The sequence below is a fragment of the Caballeronia sp. J97 genome (assembly GCF_905220305.1).
In the GTDB taxonomy this organism is placed as follows: domain Bacteria; phylum Pseudomonadota; class Gammaproteobacteria; order Burkholderiales; family Burkholderiaceae; genus Caballeronia.
Map to the genome: position 1 here is coordinate 93,667 of NZ_CAJMZL010000020.1, position 24,453 is coordinate 118,119.

General features: G+C 64.9%; 22 protein-coding genes and 2 riboswitches. Of the genes, 11 read left to right on the top strand and 11 right to left on the bottom strand.

The genetic code is table 11. The features are described 5' to 3' along the window. Positions 1–8 precede the first annotated feature (8 nt). The 3 genes from U4Y90_RS23480 to U4Y90_RS23490 all read right to left on the bottom strand — a co-directional run bounded on the left by U4Y90_RS23480 (position 9) and on the right by U4Y90_RS23490 (position 3,656). Positions 9–1,373 carry an MFS transporter gene (locus U4Y90_RS23480; RefSeq protein WP_321798123.1) on the bottom strand — a complete coding sequence of 455 codons (1,365 nt, stop codon included), beginning with the start codon at positions 1,371–1,373 and terminating at the stop codon, positions 9–11. Positions 1,374–1,516: 143 nt separating this feature from the next. Then, the gene (locus U4Y90_RS23485; RefSeq protein ID WP_321798125.1) at positions 1,517–2,335 is read right to left on the bottom strand and encodes a helix-turn-helix transcriptional regulator; all 819 of its coding nucleotides are present in this window, start codon (positions 2,333–2,335) and stop codon (positions 1,517–1,519) included. 67 nt (positions 2,336–2,402) lie between these two features. After that, a complete protein-coding gene (locus U4Y90_RS23490) occupies positions 2,403–3,656 on the bottom strand; it encodes a cation:proton antiporter (protein WP_321798127.1) in 1,254 nt (417 codons plus the stop codon). A 117-nt stretch (positions 3,657–3,773) separates the two neighbouring features. Further along, positions 3,774–3,861: riboswitch (glycine riboswitch) on the top strand. Positions 3,862–3,864: 3 nt separating this feature from the next. After that, positions 3,865–3,967: riboswitch (glycine riboswitch) on the top strand. Positions 3,968–4,032: 65 nt separating this feature from the next. Here U4Y90_RS23490 and U4Y90_RS23495 point away from each other — a divergent pair. Both U4Y90_RS23495 and U4Y90_RS23500 read left to right on the top strand, forming a co-directional pair. Continuing rightward, complete coding sequence (locus U4Y90_RS23495; protein ID WP_321798129.1) at positions 4,033–5,310, top strand: D-amino acid dehydrogenase; 1,278 nt, start codon at positions 4,033–4,035, stop codon at positions 5,308–5,310. A gap of 111 nt (positions 5,311–5,421) precedes the next feature. Next, the gene (locus U4Y90_RS23500; RefSeq protein WP_321798130.1) at positions 5,422–5,895 is read left to right on the top strand and encodes a VOC family protein; all 474 of its coding nucleotides are present in this window, start codon (positions 5,422–5,424) and stop codon (positions 5,893–5,895) included. A 40-nt stretch (positions 5,896–5,935) separates the two neighbouring features. On the opposite strand, the gene U4Y90_RS23505 is transcribed toward U4Y90_RS23500, so the two are convergent. Then, on the bottom strand, positions 5,936–6,229 hold the full coding sequence (locus U4Y90_RS23505) for a hypothetical protein (RefSeq protein WP_321798131.1): 294 nt from the start codon (positions 6,227–6,229) through the stop codon (positions 5,936–5,938). A 108-nt stretch (positions 6,230–6,337) separates the two neighbouring features. Between U4Y90_RS23505 and U4Y90_RS23510 the strand changes: the two genes are divergently transcribed. Beyond that, positions 6,338–7,303 (top strand): GlxA family transcriptional regulator, encoded by a 966-nt coding sequence (locus tag U4Y90_RS23510; protein ID WP_321798132.1) that lies wholly within the window; start codon positions 6,338–6,340, stop codon positions 7,301–7,303. A gap of 22 nt (positions 7,304–7,325) precedes the next feature. Here U4Y90_RS23510 and U4Y90_RS23515 read toward each other — a convergent pair whose 3' ends face one another. Further along, on the bottom strand, positions 7,326–8,627 hold the full coding sequence (locus tag U4Y90_RS23515) for an aspartate aminotransferase family protein (protein ID WP_321798134.1): 1,302 nt from the start codon (positions 8,625–8,627) through the stop codon (positions 7,326–7,328). A 77-nt stretch (positions 8,628–8,704) separates the two neighbouring features. Between U4Y90_RS23515 and U4Y90_RS23520 the strand changes: the two genes are divergently transcribed. From U4Y90_RS23520 to U4Y90_RS23540, 5 genes are all read left to right on the top strand, one after another. Further along, positions 8,705–9,589, top strand: coding sequence for a LysR family transcriptional regulator (locus U4Y90_RS23520; protein ID WP_321798136.1), 885 nt, complete (start codon positions 8,705–8,707; stop codon positions 9,587–9,589). A 221-nt stretch (positions 9,590–9,810) separates the two neighbouring features. Continuing rightward, a complete protein-coding gene (locus U4Y90_RS23525) occupies positions 9,811–10,320 on the top strand; it encodes a helix-turn-helix transcriptional regulator (RefSeq protein WP_321798138.1) in 510 nt (169 codons plus the stop codon). Beyond that, positions 10,317–10,733 (top strand): VOC family protein, encoded by a 417-nt coding sequence (locus U4Y90_RS23530; RefSeq protein WP_321798140.1) that lies wholly within the window; start codon positions 10,317–10,319, stop codon positions 10,731–10,733. The genes U4Y90_RS23525 and U4Y90_RS23530 overlap by 4 nt, the downstream gene beginning before the upstream one ends. Before the next feature lie 75 nt (positions 10,734–10,808). Beyond that, positions 10,809–11,324 carry an SLATT domain-containing protein gene (locus U4Y90_RS23535; protein ID WP_321798141.1) on the top strand — a complete coding sequence of 172 codons (516 nt, stop codon included), beginning with the start codon at positions 10,809–10,811 and terminating at the stop codon, positions 11,322–11,324. Positions 11,325–11,629: 305 nt separating this feature from the next. Next, positions 11,630–12,478, top strand: coding sequence for a hypothetical protein (locus U4Y90_RS23540; protein WP_321798142.1), 849 nt, complete (start codon positions 11,630–11,632; stop codon positions 12,476–12,478). A gap of 178 nt (positions 12,479–12,656) precedes the next feature. Here the strand turns inward: U4Y90_RS23540 and U4Y90_RS23545 are convergent, their stop codons facing one another. The 3 genes from U4Y90_RS23545 to U4Y90_RS23555 all read right to left on the bottom strand — a co-directional run bounded on the left by U4Y90_RS23545 (position 12,657) and on the right by U4Y90_RS23555 (position 16,111). Then, positions 12,657–12,875: a hypothetical protein gene (locus U4Y90_RS23545; protein WP_321798143.1), complete on the bottom strand. Its 219-nt coding sequence runs from the start codon at positions 12,873–12,875 to the stop codon at positions 12,657–12,659. Positions 12,876–13,139: 264 nt separating this feature from the next. Beyond that, on the bottom strand, positions 13,140–15,068 hold the full coding sequence (locus tag U4Y90_RS23550; RefSeq protein WP_321798145.1) for a diguanylate cyclase domain-containing protein: 1,929 nt from the start codon (positions 15,066–15,068) through the stop codon (positions 13,140–13,142). A gap of 200 nt (positions 15,069–15,268) precedes the next feature. Then, a complete protein-coding gene (locus tag U4Y90_RS23555; protein WP_321798147.1) occupies positions 15,269–16,111 on the bottom strand; it encodes a DMT family transporter in 843 nt (280 codons plus the stop codon). A gap of 105 nt (positions 16,112–16,216) precedes the next feature. On the opposite strand from U4Y90_RS23555, the gene gcvA reads away from it, so the two are divergent. The 3 genes from gcvA (at position 16,217) to U4Y90_RS23570 (ending at position 20,915) form a co-directional block, all read left to right on the top strand. Then, positions 16,217–17,125, top strand: a complete 909-nt coding sequence (gene gcvA / locus U4Y90_RS23560; protein WP_321798148.1) for a transcriptional regulator GcvA — start codon at positions 16,217–16,219, stop codon at positions 17,123–17,125. Between the two features lie 306 nt (positions 17,126–17,431). After that, positions 17,432–19,864 carry a glucose/quinate/shikimate family membrane-bound PQQ-dependent dehydrogenase gene (locus U4Y90_RS23565; protein ID WP_321798149.1) on the top strand — a complete coding sequence of 811 codons (2,433 nt, stop codon included), beginning with the start codon at positions 17,432–17,434 and terminating at the stop codon, positions 19,862–19,864. A gap of 25 nt (positions 19,865–19,889) precedes the next feature. Beyond that, the gene (locus tag U4Y90_RS23570) at positions 19,890–20,915 is read left to right on the top strand and encodes a porin (RefSeq protein WP_321798150.1); all 1,026 of its coding nucleotides are present in this window, start codon (positions 19,890–19,892) and stop codon (positions 20,913–20,915) included. Between the two features lie 25 nt (positions 20,916–20,940). On the opposite strand, the gene U4Y90_RS23575 is transcribed toward U4Y90_RS23570, so the two are convergent. From U4Y90_RS23575 to leuC, 3 genes are all read right to left on the bottom strand, one after another. Further along, complete coding sequence (locus U4Y90_RS23575) at positions 20,941–22,263, bottom strand: 2-hydroxycarboxylate transporter family protein (RefSeq protein ID WP_321798151.1); 1,323 nt, start codon at positions 22,261–22,263, stop codon at positions 20,941–20,943. 72 nt (positions 22,264–22,335) lie between these two features. Further along, on the bottom strand, positions 22,336–22,980 hold the full coding sequence (gene leuD, locus U4Y90_RS23580; protein WP_321798153.1) for a 3-isopropylmalate dehydratase small subunit: 645 nt from the start codon (positions 22,978–22,980) through the stop codon (positions 22,336–22,338). Next, positions 22,973–24,367 carry a 3-isopropylmalate dehydratase large subunit gene (gene leuC / locus U4Y90_RS23585; protein WP_321798154.1) on the bottom strand — a complete coding sequence of 465 codons (1,395 nt, stop codon included), beginning with the start codon at positions 24,365–24,367 and terminating at the stop codon, positions 22,973–22,975. Before leuC ends, leuD begins: the two co-directional genes overlap by 8 nt. Positions 24,368–24,453: the final 86 nt, after the last annotated feature.

Genomic DNA, 24,453 nt, shown 5'->3' on the forward strand with positions numbered 1-24,453 from the left:
GTGATTCCTCAAACGGCTTGCGCCTGGCTTCTTTGTATCGGCAGCATCATGACGATGACCGCGCCGATCGCGAGCAGCATCGCCGAATAGATCAACCCCGACGTGAAGCTGTGCGTCGCGTCCTTCAGCCAGCCGACGATCAGCGGATTGAGCGCGGAACTGATGTTGCCGGTCGCGTTGATGACCGCGATGCCGATGGCGCGCGCCCTGAAGCTCAACGCGTGATCGGGCGTCGTCCAGAAGATCGACATCGCCGTGTACGAGCCCGCCGACGCGAGACAGACGCCGAGCATGCGCAGCGCGGGATTCGCCGAATACGCGGTGCAAAGCCAGCCGGCTGCGGAGAAGAGCATCGGCAGCATCAGATGCCATTTGCGCTCCTGCTTGCGGTCCGAGCGGCGTCCCCAGACGATCATCGCGACGATCGTGCAGACTTGCGGAATCGCCGCGAGCAGGCCGATCGTGCGATTGCTCGCATCGGCGCTGAAGCTCTTGACGATGAGCGGCGTCCACACGGCGACCATCGCGAGCGTGTTGACGAGGCAGAAGTAAGCGATCGCGAACTTCACGACGGTCGGGGAAAGCAGTTCGGCGGCGATGCTCGCGCCGCGCGCGGGTTGCGTCGATGATGTCGATGACATCGGCGGCGTTGCGTCGTCGCGATGCTCGGACGCGAGCGTGACGGCGAGTGCGCGCTTTTCATCGGCATCGAGCCAGCGCGCCTTTTCGGGGCTGTCGTCGAGATAGCGGTAGACAACGAAACCGAGGATCGCGGACGGCAAGCCTTCGAGCAGAAACAGCCATTGCCAGCCCTTCAGGCCGAGCGTGCCGTCGAGCGCGAGAATGAAGCCCGAGAGCGCGGAACCGACGGCGGCGGTCACGGGCATCGCGATCATGAAGAGCGCGTTGGCGCGCGCACGATAGGCGCCGGGAAACCAGTACGTGAGATAGAGCAGGATGCCCGGCAGAAAGCCCGCTTCGGTCACGCCGACGAGCACGCGCAACACATAGAGCGACGTGGGGCTCGTCGCGAACATCGTGGCCGTGGAAGCGAGGCCCCACGCGATCATGATCGTGCCGATCCAGCGGCGTGCGCCGATGCGCGCGAGCACGATATTGCTCGGAATGCCGCACGCGATGTACGCGACATAGAAGAGCGTCGTCGCGAGCCCGAATTGCGTGCTCGTGAGGCCGAGGTCCTTCATCATCGTCAGTCCCGCGAAGCCGATGTTGATGCGGTCCAGAAACGAAAAGAAGAACAGCACGAAGAGAAACCACAGCAGATGCCGCGAGACCTTCGCGATGACGGGTTGTTCGTGCGTGTGAGTTACGGGGGTTGCGCCGAGCGCACCGCGTGCGCGTGTGGTTTCCATGTCGTCGTCTCCGGTCGTGTCGCTGTGTCGGACATCTGTTGGCTCGGAGTATGGAGCGCGCGATGCGGCCGTCTGTCCTCAATTTGGGTACAGCGCGAGCGTGCCGGCGGCTCGGGGAAAACACGGATGCGCGCGATGTTTCGTCAGACCTTACCCGGCCCGATGCACAGCGCGAAGAGTTGCCGCTGGCTCGAAATGCCGAGCCTGCGATACGCGCGCTTTTGATAGGTGACGACGCTCGTCGCCTTGATGCCCATTGCGTCGCCGATTTCCTGCGCGGTGCGTCCTTCGAGCACGCCGGTCAGCACGTCGAGCTCGCGCTTCGACAGTTCGGGACACAGCCCGCGCACGCGCGCGAGCATCAGATGCGAGATCGGCATGTCGCGCTGCCCGCAGATCGCGTAGTGATGCTTCGCCGCATGCGCGATGAGCGGCGCCATCGCTTCGATCATCGCGATCTCGCGCGGATGGTAGTTGCCGAAGCGCGTGTCGCGATAGAGATTCACCGAGAGCCAGAGGTCGGCGCTCGGCTGCACGAGCAGCGACACGCGATCCGATACGTTCGGCTGGTGATAGCACGCCGCGCGATACGCCTCGTTGGCGATGTCCTCGCTGGTCTGCCGATGCAGCACGAGCATGGAGCCGGGCTTGTCGTTGCGCGCCGACGAAACGATCTTTTGATTGCCGTCGAGCGCATAGAAATGGCGCGCGTAGGTATCGGCGACATCGCGCAGAAACCGCCCGCCGCGATGATCCGCGACCGACACCGTGCGTGGCCGGTTGCCGAACTCGTACGCGAAGATCGTGCATTGCGAGATCGCGGCGACATCGCCGAGCAGCCTCAGCACTTCGGCGGCGAGCGCGTTGGAATCTTCGCTGCCGATCGACGACACGAGCCCGGTTGCGCGGCTGAGATCCAGTTGCCCTTGTGAGGAGAGGCGGTCGAGTCGCCAGGAGCGCATGATGGGCGGAACGAAGAGCGTGTCGATGCCGCTATTCTAAGCCCTCGTTTTCACCCGTTCCCGCCCGCTAGCGCGCGATGGCCGCGCGCAGCGCCGCATTGCGGCGCACGATCCAGTTGAAGAGTGGCGTTGCCATCAGCGTGCTGAGCACGGCCATCAGCACGAGGATCGAGAACAGTCCGGGCAGGATCACGCCCGCCGCGAGGCCGATGTTGATGATGATCAGTTCCATCAGGCCGCGCGCGTTCATCAGCGCGCCGATCGCCATTGCGTCGCCGGAAGGCTCGCCGTTCGCGCGCGCGGCCGCCCAGCACGCGATGCCCTTGCCGCCGAACGACGCGAACAGGATCACGACGGCCGCGAGCATGATGGCGGGGTCCATCAGCATGTCGAGCCGCGTGTTGAGGCCCGAGTAGGTGAAGAATATCGGCAGCAGAAACACGACGACGAAAGGCTGCAGCATCTCGCGCAGCTTTTCCGTGAGCGGGCCGCGCGGCAGCACGACGCCGAGCAGAAAGCCGCCGAACACCGCATGAATGCCGATCGCGTCCATCGCGAATGCGCAGAGCGAGAACAGCGCCAACACCGTGGCGAACACGCTCGCGGGCAGCGGCGCGTCCGGTCTCAATCCGACCGCGAGCCGGCGCAGCAGCTTGCCGCCGGCGAAGATCATGAAGAGCGCGAACGCCGCGCCGCCGCCGATCGCCGCATACGCGCCCATCCACGAGCCGCCGAAGCTCGCGAGCACGATGGCGAGGATGCACCACGCGGCGGCGTCGTCGAATGCGCCGGCGGTCAGTGCGAGCGTGCCGAGCGACGTGCCGGCCAGCCCGCGTTCGTGGATGATGCGCGCGAGCATCGGAAACGCGGTGATCGCGATGGCCGCGCCGAGAAAGAGCGACGCCTCGTAGAGCCGCACTTTTTCCGCGAAGAGGCCGGGGATCGTGTGCAGCCAGGGCGTCAGCGCGAACGCGAGCGCGAAAGGCGCGACGATGCCGGCGAGCGACACGCTCATCGCGCTTTTCGCGCGTGCGCGGAAGTGCTCCGCGCGAAACTCCGTGCCGACCAGAAACATGTAGAGCCCGACGCCGAGCTGCGCGGCGACGTAGAGCATGCCCATCGTCGCCTTGGGAAACAGTGCCTGCTGCCATTGCGGCAGAAGAAGGCCGAAGAGCGACGGACCGAGCAGCACGCCCGCGATCATCTCGCCGACCACTTGCGGCTGACCCATGCGTTGCGCGAGCCTGCCGACGAACTGGCTCGCGAGCACGATCGCGGCGGTCTGGGCGAAGAAGAAGACGGACAACTGGGAAATCGGCATCGTTTGCGGGGCGTAAGGTCTGACGGACGACGGCAGTCTGACGGCGAGGGCGCACGTCTGTCAACGTCGAAGGGACTTGCCACGCGCATTTCCTGCCGGTATCTTCGAGGGGTTCGACAACGCGCCACGGAAGAGCTCGTCCTCGCGACGACGCCGACGGAGCAACCGCCCCGGAAACTCTCAGGCAAAAGGACCGTGCGCGCCGGAACATCTGGAGAGCGGCGCTGCGCGCGCCCACCGAAGGGGAGCCCCCGGCTATCGACCCATGTCGAGCAGCCCGCGGGCGAAACTCTCAGGTACATGGACAGATGGGGCATCGGTGCCGGCCGCGGTATGCGGAAAAGGCCGGCGATGCTCAATCAATCTGGACCATGTCATGTCACGAATCGCCATCATCGGCGCCGGGATTACCGGCGTCACGACCGCTTACGCTCTCGCGCAGCGCGGTTTTCGCGTCACCGTTCTCGAACGTCATCGCTATGCCGCGATGGAAACGTCCTTCGCCAACGGCGGGCAACTGTCGGCGAGCAACGCCGAAGTGTGGAACAGCCGCGCCACCGTGCTGAAGGGCCTGAAGTGGATGTTCACGCGCGATGCGCCCCTTTTTATGAACCCGCGGCCCGGCTGGCACAAGTACAGCTGGATCGGCGAATTCCTGCGTCAGATTCCGAACTATCGTGCGAATACGGTCGAGACGGTGCGCCTCGCGATCGCCGCGCGCGAGCATCTGTTTCGCATCGCTCGGGACGAGCAGATCGAGTTCGATCTGGAGCGGCGCGGCATTCTTCACTTCTACGCCACGCGCAAGGAGTTCGACGCGGCATCGAAGGTGAACGAAATCCTGCGCGACGCCGGACTCGATCGTCACGCGGTAACGCCCGAAGAGATCGCATCGATCGAGCCGACCTTGCGCGGCGCGTTCCATGGCGGCTTCTTCACGCCGTCGGATTCCACCGGCGACATCCACAAGTTCACGCGCGGACTCGCCGATGCCTGCGTGCGGCATGGCGTCGAGTTTCGCTACGACACGTCGGTGCAGGCGATCGATGACCGCGCGGGGCGCTTGTCGCTGACCGTCGAGCATGCGGGCGAAACGCAGGCGCTTCAGTTCGACGGCATCGTGATCTGCGCGGGCGTCGGCAGCCGCGCGTTCGCATCGATGGCGGGCGACCATCTCAATGTCTATCCGGTGAAGGGCTATTCGATCACCGTGTGTCTCGATGATGCGCGCAGCCGCAATCACGCGCCGTGGGTGAGCCTGCTCGACGACCGCGCGAAGATCGTCACGAGCCGCCTCGGCGCGGACCGTTTTCGCGTGGCGGGCACGGCGGAGCTGAACGGCTTCAATCGCGACATTCGCGCGGACCGCATCGCGCCGCTGGTCGAATGGACGCGGCGACATTTCCCCGAGGTATCGACCGCGCGCGTGATTCCGTGGAGCGGCCTGCGCCCGATGCTGCCCAGCATGCTGCCGAAGGTCGGGCAGGGCAAACGTCCGGGCGTGTTCTACAACACCGGGCACGGGCATCTCGGCTGGACGCTGTCGGCGGCGACGGCCGAGCTCGTCGCCGAAGCGGTGTTGCAGGGCGTGCCGCGCAAGCCCGTGCACGCAAGCGCACGGGGCGACACGGAGCGCAGCGAAGCGCTTCTGTGAGCGATGCCCGGCCGTGGCGCTTGGGCGAGCGCCGCGGCCGCGATGCGCCCAAGCGCGTCGGCAGGGGCGTGATATCGTCGGCGTCACTGTTCACTGTCTCAGGAGTGTGCGATGGCCGAGCTCGTCAATTGCCTGTGGTTCGACGGTAATGCGCGTGAAGCGGCGGAGTTCTACGCCGCCACGTTCCCCGATAGTCGCGTCGGAACGGGGCATGTGTCCGCCAAACCGGGCGTGGGGCAGGGACCTGAATTGACCGTCGAATTCACCGTGCTCGGACGGCGCTTTCTCGGCCTGAACGGCGGGCCGAACTTCAGGCCGAACGAAGCGGTGAGCTTCATGGTCCACACCGGCAGCGCGGAAGAAACGGATCGCTACTGGAACGCGATCGTCGGCCACGGCGGCGAGGAAGGTCCGTGCGGCTGGTGCAAGGACCGCTGGGGTTTTTCATGGCAGATCACGCCGAAGCGCCTGCTCGACATCCTCTCCGGCGCCGATCGCGAAGCCGCCCGACGCGCGATGGACGCGATGATGAAGATGAAGAAAATCGACATCGCCGTAATCGAAAGCGCGGCGGCGGGCAAGTGAGCACACGAGCGTCGCGCGGACGGCGACGCTCGGGCATCGTTTATCTGCCCTGGATGAGCAGGCCCAGCGGCGCAAGCGGACCGACCTGCATCAGCTCGTATTTCGCGTGGCCGCCCGCCGCGAGCGGCAGGCTCTCGACGGCCGTCCTGGCCTCGTCGAGCGATTCGACATTCATCAGAAAGACCACGCCCGGCGCGTCCTGCCGATACCAGAACTGTTCAATCTTGCCTTCGAGATAGAGCCCGAGCGTGGCGGGCACTTCTCGCGGCATGATCTGCTGACGTTGTTCCGGCGTGAGCGGCGTGTTGACTGAAGCAATAGCGATGACTTTCATCTCGATCTCCTTGAACGGGTTCATTGCGAAGCGCAACGGAGATCAATGTAGTCGCCGGGAGCAAAAAGCTGTATTGTCGTAAATGACAACTTTAGGGTCATTCACGCCATGCGCATCGCGGTTCTCGCTCTCGATGGTCTGTTCGATACCGGCCTTGCCGTGACGCTCGATACGCTCGCGGCCGCAAACAATCTTTCGGCGCGCGCGATGGGCGGAGCGCCGCGTTTCGACGTGTCGACCGTCGCCGTGCGCAAGCGCGTGCGCTCGGGTCAGGGCTTCGCGATTCCGGTGCAGCCCATCACGCCCGACCTGAAGCCGGACTGGGTGATCGTTCCGGCATTGGGCACGACCACGCCGGACCGGCTGCTGCCCGCGCTCGAACGGGCGGACGTGAAAGACGCGATCGCGCAGTTGCGGCGATGGCGCGACGAGGGCGTGCTGGTCGCCGCCTCGTGCATCGGGACGTTTCTGCTGGCGGAAGCCGGGCTGCTGGATCATCGGCCGGCGACGTCGACCTGGTCGCTCGCGCCGCTCTTCAGGCAACGCTATCCGCATGTGATGCTCGACGAATCGCGCATGCTCGTGCCGACCGACATCGGCGTGACGGCCGGCGCCGCGATGGGCCATCTCGATCTCGCGCTGTGGCTGATTCGCAAGACGAGCCCCGAGCTGGCCGCGCTCGTGTCGCGTTATCTGCTCGCCGATATCCGCACGCTGCAGGCGCCGTACATCATCCCCAATCATCTCGCGCAGGCCGATCCGTTGATCCAGCGTTTCGAACGCTGGTCGCGGGATCATCTGAAGGAAGGGTTTTCGCTGCAGACAGCGGCAAGCGCGCTCGCGACGAGCACGCGCTCGCTGCAACGCCGATGCCGCGAAGTGCTCGGCAAATCGCCGCTGGCGTACTTTCAGGACTTGCGTGTCGAGCGCGCGCAGTCCCTTCTGCACGGCAGCGGCCTCGATCTCGAAGCGATCGCCGCGGAAGTCGGCTACGAGGACGGTGCTACCTTGCGAACGCTGTTGCGCCAGCGCCTCGGACGCGGCGTGCGCGATCTGCGCGCCGAGTTGCGCTGACGATCCCGCTTCGTTCGACCGCCTATAGCGAGCGTTCGATTGCCTTGCCGAGCAGATCGAGACCGAGATCGATCTCTTGCTCGCTCACCGTCAGCGGTGGCGCGATGCGGAACACGCCGCCCATGCCGGGCAACTGCACGATATTCATGCTGAGGCCCAGATTCATGCACTCGCGCGTGATCTTCGCGCCTAGGCCGTCGGCGGGTTCCTTCGTGCGGCGATCCTTGACGATCTCGACGCCGAGCAGCAAGCCGCGTCCGCGCACATCGCCGATGCAGTCGAAGCGCTCCATCAGATCGAGCAGGCCGCGCCTGAGCCGCGCGCCCATCTCGTTCGCTCGCGCGACGAGGCCATCGCGTTCGACGACCTCCAGCACGCGCAGGCCGACTGCGGCGGGCAGCGGATCGGACACGTGCGTCGTGTAGAACAGGTAGCCGAGTTCGTGCGCTTTCTCTTCGATCTGCGCCGAAGTCACGATGGCCGCGAGCGGCAAGCCCGCGCCGAGCGTCTTCGATAGCGTGAGAATGTCGGGCGTGACGCCGTCGCGCTGGCACGCGAACATCGTGCCCGTGCGGCCGATGCCCGTTTGCGCTTCGTCGAGAATCAGCAACATGCCGCGCTCCTCGCACTTGCGCTTCAACGCCGCCATGTAGCCTTCCGGCAATTCGATGATGCCGCCCGAACTCAGAATCGGCTCCGCGATGAAGGCCGCGAGATTGCCGCTCGACTGGCGATCGACGAGATCGAACGCGTAATCCAGTTCCGCGAGCCAGTCGTATCGGCCGTTGCGCTCGAAGCGCGCGCGATACGCGAACGGCGCGGGAATCGCGAACGAGCCGACCGCCGCGGGACCGACGCCCTTGCGCCCGGCGCTGTACGTGGCCGACGCGGCGTGGCCGGTCATGCCGTGCCACGACTGCGCGAAGCCGACGACTTCGTATTTGCCGGTGACGAGCTTCGCCATGCGGATCGCCGCTTCGTTCGATTCGGCGCCGGTGCTGAGCAAAAGCGCCCGATCGAGCCCGGCGGGCGTGATGTCGGCGAGACGCGCCGCGAGGTCGACCACGGGACGCGAAAGCATCCCGCTGAAGAGGTGGTCCAGCTTGCCCGCATATTCGCCGATCACCGACACGATCTCGGGATGACTGTGGCCGAGTACCGCGCTCATCTGTCCCGACGTGAAATCGAGGATCGCGCGGCCGTCGGCGTCGTAGACGAAGCTGCCCTGCGCGCGCTCGATGATCATCGGCTCGAAGGTGGCGCCGTAGCGGATGAGATGTTGTCTGGCGTTCTGCCAAAAGCTTGCGTCGTTGTTCCGGGACACCGTGCTTCTCCTGGCGGAGGGTGGATGGAATTTGCAGTGTAGACAACGCTCTGGTTTTATAGAATCGAATAGTTCTAATGCGAGCTAGAAGAGGGGCTAATACCTTGAGCCTGTCACTCGAAATCGAATTGTTGCGCTCGTTCGCCGTCATCGCGGAAGCGCGGGCGTTGAGCCGCGCGGCGGAGCGCATCGGCAGGACTCAATCGGCGTTGAGCCAGCAGATGAAGCGGCTGGAGGACATCGTCGATCAGCCGCTGTTTCAGCGCACCGGGCGCGGCGTCGTGCTGACGAATCCCGGCGAGCGTCTGCTCGTGCACGCGCAGCGCATCCTGCGTCTGCACGATGAAGCGATGGCCGATCTGTGCGGCAAAGGGCTATCGGGCAGCATCCGCTTCGGCTGTCCGGACGATTACGCCGCCGTCTTTCTGCCGACCTTGCTGCGGCAATTTTCGAGTCAGCATCCGCACGCGCAGGTGGAAGTCGTGTGCGGCCCGACGCCCCGGCTCGCCGAGCAACTGACGAAGCGCGCGCTCGATCTCGCGATGCTCTCGCTGCCCGAAGACCGCTCCGGCGGCGAAATCATCCGGCGCGAGCAACTGGTGTGGATCGGCTGCCCGGGCATGGAGTCCGCGCACTACGATCCGCTGCCGCTCGCGCTGTCCGATCCGGACACGCTCGATCACATCGCCGCGTGCGAGGCGCTGCGGCGCGCGGGCAAGGCGTATCGCATCGCGTACGCGAGCAGCAGTCTTGCGGGGCTCATTGCGCTCGTGCGGTCCGGGCAGGCCTTCGCGGTGATCACGCAGACGGCCGTGCCCGCCGATCTTTGCGTGCTGAACGCGGATACCGGATTGCCCGCGTTGCCGGGCGTCGGCATATCGCTGAAATTCGCGCGGGAGCGTCCGTCGCTGTTGACGGCGGCGTTCGCGGAGCACATCAGGCTCACGCTTCCGTTGTTGTAGCGCGCGTCCGATCGGGCGAAGTAGACCGGAAATCGGCCGCTTTCCGGCGCTTCGCGCATCGGCGTGGCGGGCTACGATGTTATCCATCCCCTCTAGCTCTTTCTCCTCCAAGGGATGAGCGACTTTGGCGTCGCGCGGATTCGTCCGCGCGACGTTTTCTTTTGCGGCGTGGATGGCGCGCGCCGGGCTACACTGGCCGCACACTTTTCGCCCCGAACGCCATGCCATCTCGCGACTCAGACAGCGCCGACGCCTTGCAAGACCCGCCTCTGCTGCGGCGACTGCTGCGCGCTAGGGATCGCATGGATGCGTCCTCGCACGAGGACTGGCCCGTCAGGCGTCTGGCCGAAGTCAGCGGCGTGTCCGAAGCGCATTTCGCGCGTTCGTTCAAGCGGGCGTTCGGCATACCGCCGCATCGCTATCTGTTGACGCGGCGCATCGAGCAGGCCGTCACGCTGTTGCGCGACACCGATCTCGCCATCACGGACATCGCCTTCGTCACCGGCTGGGAGAGCCTCGGCACCTTCGGCCGCATCTTCCGGGATATCACGGGCCGCAGTCCGGGCGCGATGCGCGTCGAATCTCGCGCCGGCACTTCCGCGCTCGACCGCGTGCCGGCCTGCGTGCTGAAGGCCGCGCAGCGTCCCGATCTCACGATCGCAGTTTTGGAGAAGCGGCGGCGCGGCGCCGAAGGTACAGTGCGGCCATCTTCAACGAAGGAGGTCACATGAACCAGGGCATCAGCGTGGTGGGCATCTATGTCGACGATCAGGACGAAGCGCTCGCGTTTTACGTCGACAAGCTCGGATTTCGCGTTCACACCGACGTGCGCAACGGCACGTATCGATGGCTCACCGTGCAGCATCCGGAGCAACCGTCGTTTCAGCTCGGCCTGTTCGCGCCGGGCTCGCCGATTCACGACGACGCGACCGCGCAGACCTTGCGCGCGATGGTCGCCAAGGGCGCGATGCCGGCGCTCGTGCTGTCCGTCGCGGATTGCCGCGCGACCTGCGAGCGGCTGAAGGCGAGCGGCGTGGAGTTCACGCAGGAGCCGGTCGATCGCTACGGCAGCGTCGATGCGGGCTTTCGCGATCCCGCCGGCAACGGCTGGAAGATGATTCAGGCGCCGCGAAACGAGCGCTGAAGCGGCGCGCGATCGGGACACGATGTGTCCGGATACGCAGGGAAGATGAGGTCTGTTTCGCAGAGTGCCTAAAACATGACCGACACGCTTCTTCGATCGCAACCGACCGTTGCCGCTTCCTCGTATGACCCGCCTCGCGACACGCCGGCGCTCGTGCTGGCGTGGATCCGGCGCGCGCGCGAATCGCAGGTTCGTCATTACACAATGGCCGACAGGCTCACGCGCTGCGGCAGGCGGCTCGGCCTTGCGGTCATCGGCATCACGGCGGCCACGGGCACGTCGGCGTTTCTGTCACTCGTTGCGACGGTGGTGTCGCCGGACGTGCGCGTGGTCATCGGCATGACGAGTCTGAGCGCCGCGGTGCTGGCCTCGTTGCAGACGTTCCTGCGCTACAGCGAGCGGGCGGAGCTGCATCGCCGTGCGGGCGCGCAGTACGGCGCGGTGCGGCGGCGTCTCGAGGCGATCCACGCCGCCGATCCTCGCGTGCGTGACCCGTGCGTGATCGACGCGGTGCGCGACGAGCTCGACCATATCGCGCAGACCGCGCCGCATTTGCCGCGCCGGGTGGTGGGCGGGATGTCGAAAGGGTGAGGCCCTATGCGGCTTCGCCTATTCGCCCCAAGACCTTGATTCGACTGATGATTCGGTTTCCTCAAAGCAGAGGTTTGATCTTCCGAAACAATGCCCGGTATGCTACGGTGATTCGTATGTATTACTTGCGACCGGACGATCGCTGATTGTCGATCGGCCTTCCGAACTATTCGGATGGAGTTGTGACAATGGAACAGCGAGGCGATGGCCCGTCGCTTTATTTCGTCATCTGCCCCCGATGTGAAACCCTTTCATCAGTAGAAGAAAGGGTGTGTCCGTTCTGCGGCGCCGACCGGCACGGGGCGGTGTTGACGAAGGGCGCGGAGACGGCGTTGCGCGCGGTCGAGGCGGCGCGGGGCGTGACGCGCCATTTTCAGGAACCCCACGAGGTAGCCCGTGTGCGCTGGTTCGTGCGTCCCAGGACCTACGAGGCGCGTTTACCCGCACCCGCGTCCGTGTCCAGCAGCGCGGCGGTTCTCGACACCCAACGTTCATCCCATTCGATTCTTGCGACCGTCGCAATGGCCGCCGTCGTGCTCGGGGCGTGCTTCATCGCGCGCGCTTACTTCGAGCAACGTGCGTCCACGCCGAGGGCGGCGGCGCTGCCTGTGGCTGTCGCGGGCACGGTCGGCCTCGCCGCGCCGAAGGTCGCTGAAGCCGCGCCGAATATCGATTCGGCCGACCGGATCGTAGACGGCTCGACTCGGGCGGCAAGCTATCCTTCAGTCCAATCCGCTTCGCCGTTGATCCCGGTCACCGCGTCGGGCAACGACGGCGCGCATCAAAGCGGCGTGGTCGAACGTTCGGTCGATAAGAAAGACGCGACACCCGGCGCCACGCGCGCGCTCAAGACCACGTCGAAGCCTGCATCGAAGCCTGCATTGAAGTCCGCTTCCAAAACGGCATCGAAACCCGCACCGAAATCCGCCGCTTGTCCGCACAAGTCCAATCGCGCATGTGTCGAGCGAGCGCCGCACCACGCATCGAAACCGGACCCCAAGCCACGGCAGACGCGCGCGGCGCCGCGTGCCGCGCCGGGCACACGACCGAAAACCGACGCGAAGGAATTTCAAAAAGTGACGGCCATTGCTCAACCGGTGAAGCCGGCCATGACCGCCGACGATAGCTGGCGGCCGAGCAAGAAGAAGTATTGAGCCTCGCGCCGTCGTATCCGCTGAAGGCGGTGCGTGGATTTGAGATCAGGCGCGGGTTGAATGCATGCCTGGCGAAGGATGTGTCGCGTGCCGCATTGATACGTTCGTCGCGCGAAAAAGGAGCGTAGCGGGAGACAGGAAAGCGCTTCGCGCGAAACGCGAAGCGCGTGCGCAACGCTTACTCGACAAGCTCCCAATGTTCGTCGACGGTCTTATCCGTCACGCGCACTTTCGCCACCATCGGCGAATAGCCGCGCAGTTTGATTTCATCGACGGCGAGCCGCTCCGACCGATAGCTTTGCTGCGTCATTCTCGTGCCGTCGTGGAATTCGAGCGCATAGCCGTCGATCGGCCCCCATTGGCCCTTCGGCATCGGTTCGATATAGACATTCTGCATCGCGTTTCTCCAGCTTGATTGGAAAGCATCGGGCGGCTCGCGCGGCTTTGCGACGTGCACCTCTTGTATAAGAGATTAGCGAAGAAACGACGGCTTCCGTCGGCGATAGGTGGTGTCCCCCACCAAATAAAAATCGATACAAATCAATAGGCTAAGCGCACGCTCCCATGATGAGAAAGCCCGTTCTCCGATGTGCAATTCGCGCCATGCTGCCATGCAGCGTGAATTTTCGAGAAACGGACCTCAATTCCGTATCGTGAAAATTCAGTGGCGCACGGCGTCGTGGCATTTGCCGTCGAGATAGTTATTGATGGTCGGCGGGGCGTCCGCGAGCACGGAGGCGAAGCGAAAACCGTTGCGCCCCTTGCGCTTGGCCTCGTACATCGCGCGGTCCGCGTCGCCGAGTATCGCTTCGGCGGATGTGTCGAAGCCGCCCGCGCACATCGCGATGCCGACGCTCGTGCCGAGTTGCGCTTCGGCCTGACCGAGCTCGAACGGCCGGCCGATCGCACGGCAAATGTCCTGCGCGATCCGGCTGCACGCACTCGACGATGAGATGCCGCGCGCCAGCAGCACGAATTCGTCGCCGGCGAGACGGCAGACGAGATCGCCCGCGCGCGTGGTCTTCTTCAGGCGCGCGGCGACCTGCCTCAACAGCGTGTCGCCGGCGTCGTGGCCGTGCTGGTCGTTGACGCTCTTGAAGCCGTCGAGGTCCATGAAGAAGAGCGCGAAGGGCACGGACTCGTCGCGTGCGGCTTCGATGCACAGGGCGAGTTGCTCGGCGAGCGCGCGCCGGTTCGGCAGGCCCGTGAGCGCATCGAGCATGACTTCGGAGCGCATCTGATTCTCGCGCCGCTTGGTCTCGGTAATGTCCTGCGACATGATGTAGAAGCCGACGACATCGTCGCGCTGGAACTCGGGGATATACGTCGCGTTCCAGATGCGGCTCGGCGCGCCCTCGTAGACGATGTCCTCGTGGGTCACGCGTTCGCCCGCGAGCACGCGGCGAAAGTAGGGCAGACAGCGCTCGAAGGTCGCCGCGCCGATCGTGTCGCGCACGGCCTTGCCGCGCAGTGCGGCCGGCTCGACGCCGAACACCTCGCGGTACACCTGGTTGTTGAAGCGATAGCGCAGGCCGGCATCGACATGAGCGATCAGCACCGGCAGGTTGTCCGTGATCGTCTGCAATGCGGCGCGGTTGCTGGTGAGCTCGCGGGTGCGTTCGAGCACGCGGCGCTCGAGTTCCTGCCGGTAATCGCGCAACACCTGTTCGCTGTACTTGCGGCTCGTGATGTCGTGCATCACGCTCACGAAGTGCACCGGCAGGCCGCGATCGTCGCGAAGCAGCGCAACGGAGAGCTCGATCCACACGAGGTCGCCGTCGCGGCGGCGATAGCGCTTTTCCAGCGTATAGGTGGTCCGCGTGCCGTCGAGCAGTTCGGCGACGAGTTGCAGGTCGGCGGGAAGGTCGGCTTCTTCGGTGATCTGCTGAAAGGTCATCGTGACGAGCTCGTCGGCGCTGTAGCCGGTGATCTCGCAGAGCTTCGGATTGACTTCGACGAAGCGGCCGTCCAGATCGACGATCGCCTTGCCCGTCGGCGTCTGCTCGAAGATCGTATGAAAGCGCGTCTCGGACAGGCGCAGCTTGCGGCGGTCGACTTCCTGAATCTCGCGCGTCTCGCGTGCGGCTTCGCGCTGCGCGATCTCACGCTCGATGGTCGCCGCGAGATCGCACAACGCGGCCTGCGCGGCGGCGCTGAGCGTTCGCGGCTTCGTGTCGATTGCGCACAGCGTGCCGAGCACGGGGCCGTGCGACGAGCGCAACGGCACGCCCGCGTAGAAGCGGACATGAGGCGCGCCGATCACGTGCGGATTGCCGGCGAAACGCGCATCCGCGTGTGCGTCCTCGACGAGCAGCAGACGTTCGGAATGCAGCGCGTACGAGCAGAAAGACACATCGCGCGCGGTCTCGCATACATCGAGTCCGACGCGCGACTTGAACCATTGCCGATGTTCATCGACGAGCGATATGAGCGCGATCGGCACCTGCAACAATTCCGCGACGACGCGCGTCACGCGATCGAAGACTTCCTCCTGAGGCGTGTCGAGCAGGTCGAGGCTGTGCAGCAAGCGGAGCCGCTTCGCTTCATCGGCGGGCAAAGGCGCCGCGTGCCATTCATGTACGGGTTGCAAGGTTCTTCTCGATTCTTCCGGATAACACAGGACATCGCGCCCTACGCGCGCCACGGACACTGTGCCTTGTCGATTGCCAGCGGGCCCAATGCCACGATGAGCAATTTATCGAACCCCGCGCAATCCCGATCCGTCAAATAAAGGGTCGCTTGTCCCTCAGTTCGCGGCATGCGGCTTACCGGTGAAAGAATGCCGGCCGTTCAAAGCCCGAGACAGACGGCTCCGGCCGCGACCACCACGCACGCGAGCCAGCGCTTCGCGCTGACCGGCTCCCGCAGGAATACGCGGCCGATGAGCGCGGCGAACACGACACTGGTCTCGCGCAACGCGGACACCGCGCCCATCGCGCCGGACTGCATCGCCCAGATCACGATGCCGTAGGCCGCAATCGAGACGAGGCCGCCCGCGAGCGATGAGCCCACGGCCATCGGCGCTTCCGTAACGGGCGTCCAGAGCGCCGCGAAGCCGCGTCGGGCGACGAAGATCACCGGCATGAACCAATAGAACATGAACATCCACGCGGTATACGTGAGCGCTTCGCCATCGGACAGGCGCACGCCGATGCCGTCGATCACCGTATAGATCGCGATGGTCACGCCCGTCGTCAATGCAGCGACCGCGCCCGCGCGCGACACGCGGCCGCCCTGCAACGCGAGCGCCATGATGCCGCCCGAAATCAGCACGATCCCGAACGCGTGCACCGGGCCGATCGCTTCGTGCGCGAAGAGGGCCGCGCCGAGCGTGACGAGCATCGGCGACGATCCGCGCGCGATCGGATAAGCCTGAGCGAGATCGCCGCGACGATACGAGCGCACGAGGCTCACGTTATAGACGATGTGCACGAGCCCCGACGCGACGATATACGGCCACGCAGCCCGCGCGGGCATCGGCAAATAGAAGACGACGAGCGCCGACACGACGCCGATGGCGATGCTCATCCAGGTCATCGACAGGAACCGGTCGCGGTTGCCGTGAAGCATCGCGTTCCAACTCGCGTGCAGCACCGCTGCGAAGAGAACGACGCCGCCGGTGTAAGTGAACATGCGTTTTTATGTCGGTTATGTGACGGGTGGTTCGTAGATTAACTATCTTGTGGCGCGCTCACAAACCATATAAATTGCGTTGTCGTGTTAGAAAAACTCTCGCGAATGAGACCGACACTGCCTTCGCTCAACGCGCTGCGCGCTTTCGAGGCTGCGGGGCGGCTCGGCAGCTTCAAGCAAGCCGCCGATGAATTACATGTGACGCACGGTGCGATCAGTCAGCAGGTGCGCCTGCTCGAAGCGTGGCTCGGCGCGCCCTTGTTCGAGCGCCATAACCGGCGCGTGGTGCTGACGCCGGCAGCGCGCGCCTATCTCGCGGAAATCGGCCCGCTCTTCGAGCGGCTTGCGCAGGCCACCGCGCGCTATGGTCTGTCCGAAGCCGTGTCGCGGACGCTTACCGTCAATGCGCCCGCGAGCTTCACCTTGCGCTGGCTCGTGCCGAGGCTGGAAAAATTCCGCGCGCGTCATGCCGATGTCGAAGTCAGAATCGAGACCTCGAACGAACCGGTCGAGCGCCTGAAGGACGCGAGCGACATCGTCATCCGGGGCGGCCCGGACACGTTTTACGGCTACGTGATGCGTCCGTTCTTGAGGGAAGAGCGTTTGCCGGTATGCAGTCCGGCGCTGTTGCGGCGCCTGCCCCTGCGCACGCCCGAAGACATGCGGCGGCACACGCTGCTGCATACGTCGAGCCTTCCCCGCGTCTGGCCGGACTGGCTCGCGCAGGCGGACATGCCCGCGCTCGTGCCCGCGGCGGTGCTGACCTTCGATCACTTCTATCTGACCTTGCAGGCGGCCGTCGATGGCATGGGCATCGCGATGGGCCCGAGCGCGCTCGTCGCCGACGATCTCGCTGCGGGCCGGCTCGTCGCGCCGTTCGACGGTCCGCGCCTGCCGTCACGAAGCTATTGCACCTATGTCGCCGATGAAAAGGCCGGCAACGATCTGATCGTGCTGTTTCGCACATGGCTCGAGTACGAAGGCGATGCGTTCGCGCACGCACACGAGGCATGAGCGCACGCCGCATCCACGCCGGAACCATGCAAACATTTAACTATCCAGTTAGAATATAGAGGTTTACGCCAATGTCCCGGCCGGTTCGTATCGGCCGCGCCGGGCAGGCGATCCAGCCGCGCACATCGGCGCACGCATTCACGCGTTGCCCATTTGTCGAGTGCGGCGGCATCGGCGGATGACGAAGCGCGTCGCTCGACGCGCCGACTTCACGGGAACGTTTTCATCGCGCGGCGCCTCATGGCCGCGCGATGCCCTTTCTTTGGCCGATACCGGATCGCATGGCAGATTCCTGGAGAAGATTCGATGTCTACGAGTGAAGCCCGTCTTTCAGCCGCGCTGAGAGCCGGGTGTGTTTTGCTGGGCCTCGCGCTGCTGGCCACAGGTCTGTTCTTTGTCGCCGGCGGCGCGAAGCTCGCGCTTCTGCATGGCAGTCCCTATTTCGTGATCGCGGGCGCGGTCATCGTCGTGTCCGCGGTGCAGTTCATGCGCGCGAAGTCGTCGGCGGTGCTGCTGTTCGGCGCGGCGTTCATCGGCACCTTGATCTGGGCGCCCCTCGACGCCGGTTTCGATTTCTGGCCGCTGGTTTCGCGTCTGATGCTGCCGGCCGGCTTCATGGTGCTCGCGCTCGTCACGTGGCCATCGCTGCGCCGGCGCGAGACCGGCCGGCCCGCGTCGAAGCGCGCATACGGCCTTGCCGCCGTCATCGCGCTTTGCATGCTCGTCACCTTCGTGCAGATGTTCCAGCCGCATCCGACCGTCGCATCCGATGGCAGCGAAGCGCCGCTCGTGCCCGTCGCGAAGGAACTCGAGCAGAAGGACTGGAGCAACTACGGCAACACGCCCGGCGGCAGCCGTTTCGTGGCGCTCGATCAGATCACCCGCGACAACGTGAAGGATCTGCAGGTCGCGTGGACCTTCCGTACGGGCGATGTGCCCGAGAGCCCGACCGGCAACGGCGCTGAAGATCAGCAGACGCCGCTGCAGATCGGCGATCGCATCTACATGTGCACGCCGCACAACAACGTGATCGCCGTCGATGCCGACACCGGCAAGCAGATCTGGAAGCGCGAGATCAACGCGCAGGCGCAGGTATGGAATCGCTGCCGCGGTCTCGCGTATTTCGATGCGACGCGGCCTTCGACGCAACCTTCCGTGGCCGGTTCGACGCCCGTGATGCCCGTTTCCGTCGCGGCAGGCGAAAGCTGCCAGCGCCGCTTGCTGACGAACACGATCGATGCGCGCCTCGTCGCCATCGACGCCGACAGCGGTGCGCTGTGCGAAGGCTTCGGCGATCACGGCATCGTGAATCTGAAGGCGGGCCTCGGCGTGGCCGACGATCCGAAATATCAGCTGACCTCGGCGCCGACGCTCGCGGGTACGACGGTCGTCGTGGGCGGGCGCGTGGCGGACAACGTCCAGACCGACATGCCGGGCGGCGTGCTGCGCGGCTTCGACGTGATCACCGGCGAGATGCGCTGGGCCTTCGATCCGGGCCGCGACGATCCCAACGCGCGCCTGCAACCGGGACAGACCTACGCGCGCAGCACGCCGAACTCGTGGGCGCCGATGTCCTACGATCCCGCGATGAACACCGTGTTCATCCCGATGGGCAGCTCGTCGGTGGACCTGTGGGGCGGCAATCGCACGCCGCTGGATCATCGTTACGCGACGTCGATCCTCGCGCTCGATGCGACCACCGGCAAGCAGAAGTGGGTGTACCAGACGGTCCACAACGACCTGTGGGACTTCGACATTCCGATGCAGCCGAGCCTCATCGACTTCCCGGAGCAGGACGGAACCACGAAGCCCGCCGTCGTGTTCGGCACCAAGTCCGGCCAGATCTTCGTGCTCGACCGCATGACGGGCAAGCCGCTAACGCGTGTCGAAGAGCGCGAGGTGAAGACGGGCACGATTCCCAACGAGCAGTACGCCGCGACGCAGCCCTTCTCGGTCGGCATGCCGACGATCGGCGCGGACAAGCTGAAGGAATCGGACATGTGGGGCGCGACGCCGTTCGATCAGTTGATGTGCCGCATCAGCTTCAAGTCGATGCGTTACGACGGCCTTTTCACCGCACCCGACACCGATGTCTCGCTGAGCTTTCCGGGTTCTCTCGGCGGCATGAACTGGGGCAGCCTGTCGACCGATCCGAATCATCACGTGATCTTCGTGAACGACATGCGCCTCGGCCTCTGGGTGCAGATGATCCCGCAAAGAACCGATAGCGGACCCGCGAGCAACGGCGGCGAAGCGGTGAACACGGGCATGGGCGCGGTGCCGCTGAAGGGCACGCCGTATGCCGTGAACAAGAACCGCTTCATGTCGCCGCTCGGCATTCCGTGTCAGAAGCCGCCGTTCGGCACGCTCTCCGCGGTCGATCTGAAGACGCACAAGCTCCTGTGGCAAGTGCCCGTCGGCACGGTGCAGGACACGGGACCGTTCGGCATCAAGATGGGCATGAAGATGCCCATCGGCATGCCGACGCTCGGCGGCACGCTCGCGACGCAAGGCGGCCTCGTGTTCATCGCGGGCACGCAGGACTATTATCTGCGCGCGTTCGACAGCGCCACCGGCAAGGAAGCGTGGAAGGCGCGTCTGCCGGTCGGAAGCCAGGGCGGTCCGATGAGCTATGTGTCGCCGAAGACGGGCAGGCAATACGTGCTGATCTCGGCGGGCGGCGCGCGGCAATCGCCCGATCGCGGCGACTATGTCATCGCTTATGCTTTGAAGCGCTGATCGCGCTATCCGGGCCGAAGACTACATGCGTCTCACCACCACTTTCACCCGCTTGCTGGCCGTGTCGACGCTGTGCGGCATCGGCGTGCCGGCGGCGCATGCGCAAAGCGCCGTGACCTTGTACGGAACGATCGACACCAGCATCGAGGTGACGAATCCGGGCTCGTCATGGACGCCGCGCATGGATTCGGGCGCGTATCGCGGCTCGCGCTTCGGCTTGCGCGGCTACGAGCAACTGAGCGACGGCACGCGCCTGCTCTTCGATCTCGAAAGCGGCTTCAGCTCCGCCGACGGCACCTTCGCGACGGCCAACACGATCTTCAACCGACAGGCATGGATCGGTCTCGCCGCGCCGTGGGGCGAGTGGCGCGTGGGCCGCCAGTACTCGCCGATCTATATCCCGTTCAAGGGCGGACTCGATGCGTTCGGCGCGGGCACGATCGCGTCGGGGCTCAACAATCTGTCGAAGATCACGCCTTACACGAACAACGGCATCACGTATCTGTCGCCCGATTTTCATGGCTTCACCACGACGCTGATGGTCGCATTGCGCGACAGCGGCGACGGCAACGGCCTGTCGGGCAACTACGAGACGTTCGCGTATCAGAACGGGCCGTTTCGCATTTCTTATGCGCATCAGCAGACGCAGGGCGACACCGGCTTGCGCGCGAATCTCGGCGGCGTGTCGTATCGTATCGGCAAGACGACGGCGTTCGTGTCGTACTTCAACGGCGATGGCGGAACGCCGCGCTATCACGACGACGGCCTGTCGGTCTCGATGCGCTATGCGGTGACGCCGCGCCTGCGCGCGTCGCTCGGCTATGCATATGCGCGCGACCGCTCGGGCGGCGACAACGACGCGGACCAGTTCAGCGTCGCGTGCGAGTACGATCTTTCGCCGAAGGTGTTGCTTTACGCGAGCGGCGCGATGCTGCGCAATCACGGCGATGCGACGTTCACGCTGCGCGGCGTGAACGTCGTCGGCATTCCGGCGGCTTATCCGGGCGCGCCGGTGCGGGGCGTGCAGGTCGGGATGATCGAGCGCTTCTGACGCGAGCGCTCAGCGGGCATGGGTATCAGCCGAACCACTTCATCATCAGCGTGGCGAACACGACCATGCCCGCGCCGCCGATGCGCGTCGAGATCTGCGCGAAGGGCATGAGTCCCATGCGGTTCGATGACGACAGAATCGCGACGTCGCCCGTGCCGCCGAGGCCGCTATGGCATGCGGTGATGATCGCCGCTTCGACCGGATACATTTTCAGCCACGCACCCACGAAAAATCCCGACACGACCATCGCCGCAACTGTCGAGGCGCAGATCACGAAGTACGCGGGCGAGAACGCACCGACGAGCTTGTCCCACGACACGAACAGCGTGCCCAGCCCGACGAGAATCGCGAACGTGAGATTCGTCGACATGAACTTGTAGATCTGATACGCGCCGATCTCCATGCGCTCGGGAATCGCGCGCACGACCTTCAGCACGGCGGCCGCGACGATCATCAGCACGGGGCCGGGAATGCCGGTGACGGGCGCGAGCAGCATGCCGAGAATGAAGAGCGTGCAGCCGAGCAGCAGACCGAAACCCATCAGGCGCAGATCCAGCGCGGCTTCGGCCTTCTGCTCCTTCAGCAGCGCCTGATCGTCGCCGCTCTTTACGAGCATGCCGTCGCCGCTATATGCGCGATGCTTCTCGCCGAAGCGCTTGAGCAGGCCGCTCGCGAGAATCGCGACGACGTTGCCGATGAGCGCGGCGGGCACCATCATTGCGATCAGATGACCTTGCGCCGCGCCCGTGATCTCCGCATAGCCGATCGACAAGGGCAGAATGCCTTCGCCGATGCCGCCGCCCAGAATCGGCATGACGATGTAGAAGAACGTGTGCTTCGGGTCGTAGCCGAACATGAGGCCGACGAGCATGCCCGCCGCGATCGCGGTCACGGTGCCGACCAGCAAGGGCACGAACATCTTCAGAAAGCCTTGAATCAGGATCTTGCGATTCATGCCGAGGATGCTGCCCGCGACGAGACACGCGATATAGAGGTATTGAAGATTCGCGGTCTTCATCGTGGTGGTGATGGCCTTGAGCGCGGCATCGTCCATCAGCTTGTAGCCGAGCAGCGCGGAAGGCACGAAGAGGCAAAGAATCGCGGGCCCGCCGATATGCCTGAACACCGGAATGCGCATGCCCACTTCGCCGAGCAACAGGCCCGAGAGCATCAGCACGGCGAAGCCGCCGATCATGTCGTTCGGCAGTTTGCCGGTGACGGCGGCGAGGATCGTCACCAGCGCGAGCGCCGCGAACATTGCGAGCGGCATGCCGCCGATGGTCAACATCGAGAAGCGTGCGCGCAATCCGAGCGGCGCCGCGCCCGTGCGCAGCGAAGGGCTTTCCATATCGTGTCTCCTGAATGAGAAATAGTGCGGCGACGGACGCTCGTGCGTCTCTTTTCGCGGGGCTTGTTCGCCCTATGCCGCCTGGGTGTTGCGCAGCGCCGGCAGATCGATCTTCATCCACGGATGCGTGGCTTCATGCTTCGCTTCGAACGCGAGAATGGCATCGCTGTCGGCGAGCGTCATGCCGATCATGTCGAGGCCCTCGATGAACATGCGCTTCTGGCGCGGCGGCAGATCGAACGCATAGTGGATGCCGTCGCTCGTGCTCACGCGCTGATTCGCGACGTCGATGCTCAGGCGATTCGTCTTCGCATCGCTCACGCGCGCGGTCAATGCGGCGATGGCGGATTCATCGAGCGTGATCAGCAGCAGGCGGTTGTTCTGCGCGTTGAAGTAGAAGATCTCGCCGAAGCTCGGCGCGATGACCGCATCGATGCCCGCTTGCTGCAAGCCCCAGACGGCATGCTCGCGGCTCGATCCGCAGCCGAAGTTCGCGCCCGTGACGAGAATGCGCGCGCCCGCGTAGTCGGGCTTGTTCAGCACGAAGTCTTCGCGCGCCGCGCCCGATGCATCGAAACGCAAGTCGTAGAGCACGCCGCGCGCGAGACCGCACTTGTCGATGCCGAACAGGAACTGCTTGGGCATGATCTGGTCGGTATCGAGATTGCTCAACGGAAGCGGCGCGGCAATGCCCGCCAGTGTTGCGTGCTCAGACATGCTCGATCTCCTTGCGTACGTCGACGATGCGGCCCGCGAGCGCGGCGGCGGCGGCCATCGCGGGACTCATCAGATGGGTGCGGGCGCCGCGTCCCTGGCGGCCCTCGAAATTGCGGTTGGTCGTGGACGCGCAGCGCTGGCCGGGTTGCAGGATGTCGTCGTTCATTGCAAGGCACATCGAGCAGCCGGGCTGACGCCATTCGAAGCCCGCTTCGATGAGCGCGTTCGCGATGCCTTCGCGTTCCGCCTGCTCGCGGACCATGCCGGACCCGGGCACGACCATCGCGCGCACCGAAGGCGCGACCTTGCGGCCGCGCACGATATCGGCGACGGCGCGCAAGTCTTCGATGCGCGCGTTCGTGCACGAACCGATGAACACGTGATCTATCGCGAGACCGTCGATCGGCTGTCCCGCATCGAGGCCCATGTAGTCCAGTGCCTTCGCCGCGTTGCGGTTCGTGGCGGGTTCATCTGCGAGGCGGGGAATGCGCGCGTCGATCGCGATCGCCTGATCCGGGCTCGTGCCCCACGTGACGAAGGGCGCGACATCGCGTGCGTCGAAGCGATGCGTGATTTCGAAGGTTGCATCGGCGTCGGACGCGAGCTGCTTCCATCGCGCGATGTACGCATCGGCTGCCATGCGCGCGGCGACATAGCGGATCGTCGTCTCGTCGGGCGCGATCAACGCGCCGCGCGCGCCCGCTTCGACGGTCATGTTGCACAAGGTCATGCGCGCTTCGGCGGAGAGCGCATCGATCGCGCTGCCCGCATATTCGACGACGAAACCGCGCGCGCCCTGCGCACCGATCTTCGCGATGATGTAGAGCACGAGATCCTTCGCTGTCGTGCCGTGAGGCAGCACGCCATCCACGACGATGCGCATGTCCTTAGCGACGCGATAGACGAGCGTCTGCGTCGCGAGCACATGCTCGACCTCCGACGTGCCGATGCCGAAGCCAAGCGCGCCGAGCGCGCCATACGTGGTCGTGTGGCTGTCGCCGCACAGCACGACCATGCCCGGGCGAATCAGGCCGATTTCCGGCGCGACCACATGCTCGATGCCTTGCGCGCGATCCCGCACGTCGAACAGATGAATGCCGTGCTTCGCGCAGTTGCGGGTGAAGTTCGCGGCCTGCTGCGCGGCGGCGTCGATCATGATCGTGCGCTTGTCGACGGCGACGGGATGCGTCGGAATCACATGATCGACGACGCCCATCTGCTTCTCCGGACAGCGCACCGGCAGGTTCTTTTCGGCGAGTCCCGCAAAGGCCTGCGGGCTCGTGTACTCGTTCATGATGTGCAGATCGGCGTAAAGCGCGACGTGCTCGTCATCGACGCGAAAAACCGTGTGGCTGTCCACGATCTTGCGGTAAAGCGTCTGTCCCATGCTGTCTCCGTTGCCTCTCAGATAAGTCGAAGCCAGTGTAATTCGATAACATGGATTGTTAAATGCAGACTCATTTAACCTATTGT

What these genes read in the sequence shown, in the direction of transcription:
- U4Y90_RS23530 (WP_321798140.1), top strand. Translation starts at nt 10,317, where the DNA reads ATGAACCAGGGCATCAGCGTGGTGGGCATCTATGTCGACGATCAGGAC.
- leuD (WP_321798153.1), bottom strand. Translation starts at nt 22,980, where the DNA reads ATGTCTGAGCACGCAACACTGGCGGGCATTGCCGCGCCGCTTCCGTTG.
- U4Y90_RS23565 (WP_321798149.1), top strand. Translation starts at nt 17,432, where the DNA reads ATGTCTACGAGTGAAGCCCGTCTTTCAGCCGCGCTGAGAGCCGGGTGT.
- U4Y90_RS23575 (WP_321798151.1), bottom strand. Translation starts at nt 22,263, where the DNA reads ATGGAAAGCCCTTCGCTGCGCACGGGCGCGGCGCCGCTCGGATTGCGC.
- U4Y90_RS23490 (WP_321798127.1), bottom strand. Translation starts at nt 3,656, where the DNA reads ATGCCGATTTCCCAGTTGTCCGTCTTCTTCTTCGCCCAGACCGCCGCG.
- U4Y90_RS23495 (WP_321798129.1), top strand. Translation starts at nt 4,033, where the DNA reads ATGTCACGAATCGCCATCATCGGCGCCGGGATTACCGGCGTCACGACC.
- U4Y90_RS23505 (WP_321798131.1), bottom strand. Translation starts at nt 6,229, where the DNA reads ATGAAAGTCATCGCTATTGCTTCAGTCAACACGCCGCTCACGCCGGAA.
- U4Y90_RS23535 (WP_321798141.1), top strand. Translation starts at nt 10,809, where the DNA reads ATGACCGACACGCTTCTTCGATCGCAACCGACCGTTGCCGCTTCCTCG.
- leuC (WP_321798154.1), bottom strand. Translation starts at nt 24,367, where the DNA reads ATGGGACAGACGCTTTACCGCAAGATCGTGGACAGCCACACGGTTTTT.
- U4Y90_RS23485 (WP_321798125.1), bottom strand. Translation starts at nt 2,335, where the DNA reads ATGCGCTCCTGGCGACTCGACCGCCTCTCCTCACAAGGGCAACTGGAT.
- gcvA (WP_321798148.1), top strand. Translation starts at nt 16,217, where the DNA reads ATGAGACCGACACTGCCTTCGCTCAACGCGCTGCGCGCTTTCGAGGCT.
- U4Y90_RS23520 (WP_321798136.1), top strand. Translation starts at nt 8,705, where the DNA reads ATGCGAGCTAGAAGAGGGGCTAATACCTTGAGCCTGTCACTCGAAATC.
- U4Y90_RS23545 (WP_321798143.1), bottom strand. Translation starts at nt 12,875, where the DNA reads ATGCAGAATGTCTATATCGAACCGATGCCGAAGGGCCAATGGGGGCCG.
- U4Y90_RS23500 (WP_321798130.1), top strand. Translation starts at nt 5,422, where the DNA reads ATGGCCGAGCTCGTCAATTGCCTGTGGTTCGACGGTAATGCGCGTGAA.
- U4Y90_RS23510 (WP_321798132.1), top strand. Translation starts at nt 6,338, where the DNA reads ATGCGCATCGCGGTTCTCGCTCTCGATGGTCTGTTCGATACCGGCCTT.
- U4Y90_RS23480 (WP_321798123.1), bottom strand. Translation starts at nt 1,373, where the DNA reads ATGGAAACCACACGCGCACGCGGTGCGCTCGGCGCAACCCCCGTAACT.
- U4Y90_RS23570 (WP_321798150.1), top strand. Translation starts at nt 19,890, where the DNA reads ATGCGTCTCACCACCACTTTCACCCGCTTGCTGGCCGTGTCGACGCTG.
- U4Y90_RS23525 (WP_321798138.1), top strand. Translation starts at nt 9,811, where the DNA reads ATGCCATCTCGCGACTCAGACAGCGCCGACGCCTTGCAAGACCCGCCT.
- U4Y90_RS23555 (WP_321798147.1), bottom strand. Translation starts at nt 16,111, where the DNA reads ATGTTCACTTACACCGGCGGCGTCGTTCTCTTCGCAGCGGTGCTGCAC.